Origin of the sequence: Pseudomonas sp. FIP_A4 (assembly GCF_036701605.1) — a bacterium.
Lineage (GTDB): Bacteria > Pseudomonadota > Gammaproteobacteria > Pseudomonadales > Pseudomonadaceae > Stutzerimonas > Stutzerimonas phenolilytica.
This window is the reverse complement of sequence record NZ_JAYDXP010000101.1, coordinates 23,012-29,248: the sequence shown is the minus strand read 5'-3', so window position 1 is coordinate 29,248 and position 6,237 is coordinate 23,012. Positions and strand designations below refer to the sequence as shown.

Below are 6,237 nucleotides of genomic sequence, written 5' to 3'. Positions count from 1 at the left end.
GCTGAGGCCGGCGATGTCCTGCAGCAGGCTCAGCAGCTCCCGGGATTTCTCGCCGTCATCGAGGGACGCGACGATCTCGAAGGGCTGGGTGACCTTCTCCAGGTAGGCTTTCAACTGGGTCTTGAGATTGGTGTCCAACATGAGCAGCGGTACCCCGTACGGAATTCAGGAAATAAAACGCCCGGACGGTTCGCGTCCAGGCGTTGGGTTGCCAGAGGGCTTTGACCAGCCCCCCAGCACGCAGGGCAGATAGGCGAAGCCTTAGATCTTGCCGACCAGGTCCAGCGACGGAGCCAGGGTCTTCTCGCCTTCTTTCCACTTGGCCGGGCAGACTTCGCCCGGGTGAGCGGCGGTGTACTGAGCGGCCTTCAGCTTGCGCAGGGTCTCGCCGACGTCACGCGCGATCTCGTTGGAGTGAATTTCCAGGGTCTTGATGACGCCTTCCGGGTTGATGATGAAGGTGCCACGCAGCGCCAGACCTTCCTCGGCGATGTGCACATCGAACGCGTTGGTCAGCTGGTGAGTCGGGTCGCCGATCAGCGGGAACTGCGCCTTACTGACGGCCGGAGAGGTCTCGTGCCATACCTTGTGCGAGAAGTGAGTGTCGGTGGTGACGATGTACACCTCGGCACCGGCCTTCTGGAACTCGGCGTAATTGTTGGCAGCGTCTTCGATCTCGGTCGGGCAGTTGAAGGTGAACGCAGCCGGCATGAAGATCAGCACGGACCACTTGCCCTTGAGGGATTCTTCGGTGACTTCGATGAACTTGCCGTTGTGGAAAGCGTTGACCTTGAACGGCTGGACTTGGGTGTTGATCAGAGACATCTGCTCACTCCTTTGGGGGTTCAGAAAACTTAACGGGGCCTACGATAGCGCAACCAGCCGCATACGGTTAATTGATTAAGGGAATAAACCGAATAGCCGTTATCTATCACCGAAGATCAGCAGCAGACACAATTGCATGCTACATCCGCAAAGACCGACGATCCGTTCAGGGGTTCACTCAGGCCAGAACGCCCGGATTCCCGCGACTCCCTGCGCACCGGCATGCAGCGCACGAGCCAGATCGCCATGCCCGAGCCCACCCAGCAGATAGGCCGGCTGATTGAAGCCTAGCAGCAACTCGCTGGCCCGCGACCAGCCTAACGGGCCTGCGTCGGGGTGCGTTGCGGTGGCCTGCACCGGCGAAAGGGTCACGAAATCGACGCCGGCTGCCGTGGCCAGCGCCAGTTCCGCCGCATCGTGGCAGGATGCCGCCAACCAGCGCTCCGACGGCAACGGCCGGCCCTGGGCGGCCATTCGCCGCAGCTGCGCCGACGTCAGATGCCAGCCGGCCGCCGGAAAATCCGCGGCCCACTCCAGCGGCCCCTTGAGCATCAGTTGCGCGCGGCCGGCACAGAGCGCCAGCGCGTCGTTCGCCAGCGCCCGGTACGCCGCATCCGACAGGTCAGGCGCTCGCAGCTGGAGCAGGTGGATACCGGTATCCAGCGCCGCGGCGATGCCCTCGAGCAGTTGGCGCGGCGAGCGGTCTTCCGGGGTGATCAGGTAGCGGCGCGGCAAGCGCGCCGCGGCGATGATCGGCTGGTTGGCGGCCGGAAACGCGTACTCGGGCAGCGCCGCGGGCTCGACCCAGGCCAGAGGCTGGCCCTCGGCGCCATGCGGCTCGCCGGCGAAAGCCAGCACTTCCCAGACATCCAGCAGCACCTGCTTGTCCGGATAATCGTGACGAACCTGGATCAGCGGACGCGCGCTCGTGACCTCGATGCCCAGTTCTTCCTGCAGCTCGCGCGCCAGCGCCGCCTCGACGCTTTCGCCCGCCTCGACCTTGCCGCCGGGAAATTCCCACAGCCCGCCCTGATGCTTGTCCAGCGGGCGTTTGGCGATCAGGACACGACAGTCGGCGGATCGAATGACCGCCGCGGCGACATGGATTCGGTGCATGACAGTTCCAGAACCGCAGCCCGGGCCACCAAGCCCGGGTTGCGGCATGCTACGCGGTCAGGTGCGGTATTCGGCGTTGATCTTCACGTACTCGTGCGACAGATCGGTGGTCCAGATGGTCTCGCTGCAGTCACCACGACCCAGCTCGATGCGGATGGTGATCTCTTCGCGCGCCATCACCGCCGCGCCCTGCTCCTCGGTGTAGCTGGGCGAACGACCGCCCTGGCTGGCGATGCAGACTTCGCCGAGATAGACGTCGATCAGGCTCACATCCAGGTTCGGCACGCCGGCATAGCCAACGGCGGCGAGGATACGCCCCCAGTTGGGGTCGGAGGCGAACAGCGCGGTCTTGATCAGCGGCGAGTGGGCCACGGCGTAGGCCACGTCCAGGCATTCCTGATGGTTGGAACCGCCGTTGACCTGCACGGTGACGAACTTGGTAGCGCCTTCACCGTCGCGCACGATGGCCTGGGCAACTTCCATGAACACTTCGCACACCGCCTGCTTGAGCTTGGCGAACAGCTCGCCGGCGGCTTCGGTGATTTCCGGCAGCTTGGCCTGGCCGGTGGCGATCAGCATGCAGCAGTCGTTGGTGGACGTGTCGCCGTCGATGGTGATGCGGTTGAACGACTTGTTCGCCGCGTCACGCACCAGGTCCTGCAGCACCTCGCGCGCCACCTTGGCGTCGGTGGCGATGTAGCCGAGCATGGTCGCCATGTTCGGACGGATCATGCCGGCGCCCTTGGAAATGCCGGTCACGGTGACGGTCACACCGTCATGCTGGAATTGGCGGCTGGCACCCTTGGGCAGGGTGTCGGTGGTCATGATGCCGGTGGCGGCCTCGGCCCAGTGGTTCTCGGCCAGATCGTCCAGGGCTGCCTGCAGGGCGCCCTCGATCTTGGCCACCGGCAGAGGTTCACCGATCACTCCGGTGGAGAACGGCAGCACGGCAGACTCGTCGACACCGGTCAGCGCTGCCAGCGCGGCACAGGTACGGCGGGCATTGGCCAGACCATCGGCGCCGGTGCCAGCGTTGGCGTTGCCGGTGTTGGTCAGCAGATAGCGCACCTCACCCGCCATGCGCTCGCGGGTCACCAGTACCGGAGCCGCGCAGAACGCGTTGGTGGTGGTCACGCCGGCGACGCGCGAGCCTTCGGCGCAGCGCATCACGACGACATCCTTGCGCCCCGGACGCTTGATGCCGGCCGACGCGATGCCGAGTTCGAAACCGGGAACCGGATGCAGAGTAGGTAGGGGACCAAGACCGACCGCCATGAGCGCGCTCCTTCAGACATAGATGGCCCGCAGGCCGAAGAACAGGGAGAAAAACGCCGCGAGCGGCAAGACCGGTCGCGGCGCGGGTTCGCAGGGGACGGGACCGCTTACTGGACCTGCCCGTGGCAATGCTTGTATTTCTTGCCCGAGCCGCACGGGCAGAGCTCGTTGCGACCGATCTTGGGCTCGGTGCGCACCGGCGTCGGTGCGATTTCCGCCACAGGCTCGCCCTGTTCGGCCTCTTCCGGCTGCTGCAGGGCCGACACTTCCTCGTGCTTGAACTGCATACGCTGCGCCATCTCCTCGGCCTCGCGGCGCAGGCGCGCCTCCTCCTCGGCAGGGTCCTCACGGCGCACCTGCACATGGGAGAGCACGCGGATGCTGTCCCGCTTGATGGAGTCGAGCAGATCCTGGAACAGCGCAAAGGACTCGCGCTTGTACTCCTGCTTGGGGTTCTTCTGAGCGTAGCCGCGCAGGTGGATGCCGTGGCGCAGGTGATCCATCGTCGACAGGTGGTCCTTCCACAGATCATCCAGCACGCGCAGCACGATCTGCTTCTCGAACGTGCGCAGCGCGTCGGCGCCCGCAAGCTCTTCCTTCTCGCGGTAGGCCTCGACCAGCTTCTGGGAGATGCGCTCGCGCAGGGTTTCCTCGTACAGCTTGTCGTCTTCGTCGAGCCACTGCTGCACCGGCAGACGCAAGCCGAAATCGCTGTACAGCACCGCTTCCAGACCGGCGATGTCCCACTGCTCGGGCAGCGACTGCGGCGGAATGTGCTGGCTGATGGCGGCATTCAGCGCTTCGTCGCGGAATTCGCTGATGGTCTCGCCAATCTCCTCGGCGGCCAGCAGGCTGTTGCGCATGTGGTAGATCACCTTGCGCTGCTCGTTGGCCACGTCGTCGAACTCGAGCAGCTGCTTGCGGATGTCGAAGTTGCGGCCTTCGACCTTGCGCTGCGCCTTTTCGATCGCATTGGTAACCATGCGGTGCTCGATCGCCTCGCCCGCTTCCATGCCCAGCGCCTTCATGAAGTTCTTCACCCGGTCGGAGGCGAAGATGCGCATCAGGTTGTCTTCCAGCGACAGGTAGAAGCGGCTGGAGCCCGGATCGCCCTGGCGACCAGCACGTCCACGCAGCTGGTTGTCGATACGACGCGACTCGTGACGCTCGGAGGCGATCACGTGCAGGCCGCCTGCCTCGATCACCTGCTGGTGACGCTTCTGCCACTCGGCCTTGAGCTGAGCGACCTGTTCGTCCGTGGGGTTCTCCAGCTTGGCGACTTCCACTTCCCAGTTGCCGCCCAGGAGGATGTCGGTCCCGCGGCCGGCCATGTTGGTGGCGATGGTCACCGCCCCCGGACGCCCGGCCTGGGCGATGATTTCCGCTTCCTTCTCGTGGTATTTGGCGTTGAGCACCTGATGCTCGATGCCTTCCTTGATCAGCAGCTGGGAAACGTATTCCGAGCTCTCGATGGTCGCGGTACCGACCAGCACCGGACGCCCCTGCCCCTGGCATTCCTTGATGTCGGCAATGATCGCGGCGAACTTCTCTTCCTGGGTCAGGTAGACCAGGTCGTTGAAATCCTTGCGCGCCAACGGTTTGTTGGTCGGAATGACCATGACCGGCAGGCCGTAGATCTGCATGAACTCGAACGCCTCGGTGTCGGCGGTACCGGTCATGCCGGACAACTTTTTGTACAGGCGGAAGTAGTTCTGGAACGTGGTCGAGGCCAGGGTCTGGCTCTCGGGCTGGATCTGCAGGCCTTCCTTCGCCTCGATAGCCTGGTGCAGGCCCTCGGAGAGGCGGCGCCCCGGCATGGTGCGACCGGTGTGCTCGTCGATCAGCAGCACCTGGTTGTTCTGCACGATGTACTCGACGTTGCGATGGAACAGCTTGTGCGCGCGCAGGCCGGCATAGACGTGGGTCAGCAGGCCCAGGTTATGCGCCGAATACAGGCTCTCGCCTTCGGCCAGCAAGCCTGCCTGGGTGAGCATTTCCTCGATGAACTGATGCCCCTGCTCGTTCAGCTCGACCTGGCGGGACTTCTCGTCGATGCTGAAGTGGCCCTCCTGGGTCACGACGCCCTCTTCCTCCTCGATGTGCTGAGTGAGGCGCGGAATCAGCGCGTTGATCTGCTGGTAGAGCTTGGAGCTGTCTTCGGACTGGCCGGAGATGATCAGCGGCGTGCGCGCCTCGTCGATGAGAATCGAGTCGACTTCGTCGATAACCGCGAAATTGAGTTCGCGCTGATTCTTCTCCTGCAGGCTGAACGCCATGTTGTCGCGCAGGTAATCGAAACCGAATTCGTTGTTGGTACCGTAGGTGATGTCGGCAGCGTAAGCGGCGCGCTTCTCCTCCGGCGGCTGGAACGGCGTGACGATACCGACCGAGAGTCCAAGGAATTCGTATAGCGGACGCATCCAGTTGGCGTCGCGGCGGGCCAGATAGTCGTTCACTGTGACCACGTGCACGCCCTTGCCGGCCAGCGCATTGAGGTACACCGCCAGAGTCGCCACCAGCGTCTTGCCTTCACCGGTGCGCATCTCGGCGATCTTGCCTTCGTGCAGGGTCATGCCGCCGATCAGCTGGACATCGAAGTGACGCATGCCCATCACCCGCTTGCCGGCCTCGCGGCAGACGGCGAAGGCTTCCGGCAGTATCTGATCGAGGGTCTCGCCTTTCTCGAGACGGGCCTTGAACTCTTCGGTCTTGGCGCGCAGTTGCTCGTCGGTGAGCGACAGCATCTGTTCTTCGAGTGCATTGACGGCCTGCACCGCCTTGAGCATGCGTTTGACTTCACGCTCGTTCTTGCTTCCAAAGAGTTTCTTCAATAAAGGCGCAAACATACGACAGGGACTTCCATGCTGAGGATGGAGGCACGACCGTGGGTGACCCCGCCAGCGTGCAAAGCGGCCATTCTACTCGGAAACGTCTATGAGGAAAGCAGCACGACTGCGCAGCCCGGAGGACCGGCAACGCGCGATTTTCCAGCGTTCGCACCGGCACAACGGCCGGCGGCGC

5 protein-coding genes are annotated in these 6,237 nt (G+C 63.8%); all 5 read right to left on the bottom strand.

Annotated elements, in window-relative coordinates; genetic code table 11:
* Positions 1 to 141: hypothetical protein (locus tag U8L64_RS01630; protein ID WP_333393442.1), on the bottom strand; the 141-nt coding region annotated here is incomplete at its 3' end.
* Positions 142 to 261: 120 nt separating this feature from the next.
* Entirely contained in the window at positions 262 to 825 is a 564-nt protein-coding gene (ahpC, locus tag U8L64_RS01625) for an alkyl hydroperoxide reductase subunit C (protein WP_333393441.1), read from the bottom strand.
* Positions 826 to 999: 174 nt separating this feature from the next.
* Positions 1,000 to 1,941 (bottom strand): Nudix family hydrolase, encoded by a 942-nt coding sequence (locus U8L64_RS01620; protein WP_333393439.1) that lies wholly within the window; start codon positions 1,939 to 1,941, stop codon positions 1,000 to 1,002.
* 57 nt (positions 1,942 to 1,998) lie between these two features.
* Entirely contained in the window at positions 1,999 to 3,216 is a 1,218-nt protein-coding gene (gene argJ / locus U8L64_RS01615; RefSeq protein ID WP_156715239.1) for a bifunctional glutamate N-acetyltransferase/amino-acid acetyltransferase ArgJ, read from the bottom strand.
* A gap of 107 nt (positions 3,217 to 3,323) precedes the next feature.
* A complete protein-coding gene (gene secA / locus U8L64_RS01610; protein WP_333393435.1) occupies positions 3,324 to 6,062 on the bottom strand; it encodes a preprotein translocase subunit SecA in 2,739 nt (912 codons plus the stop codon).
* Positions 6,063 to 6,237 lie beyond the last annotated feature (175 nt).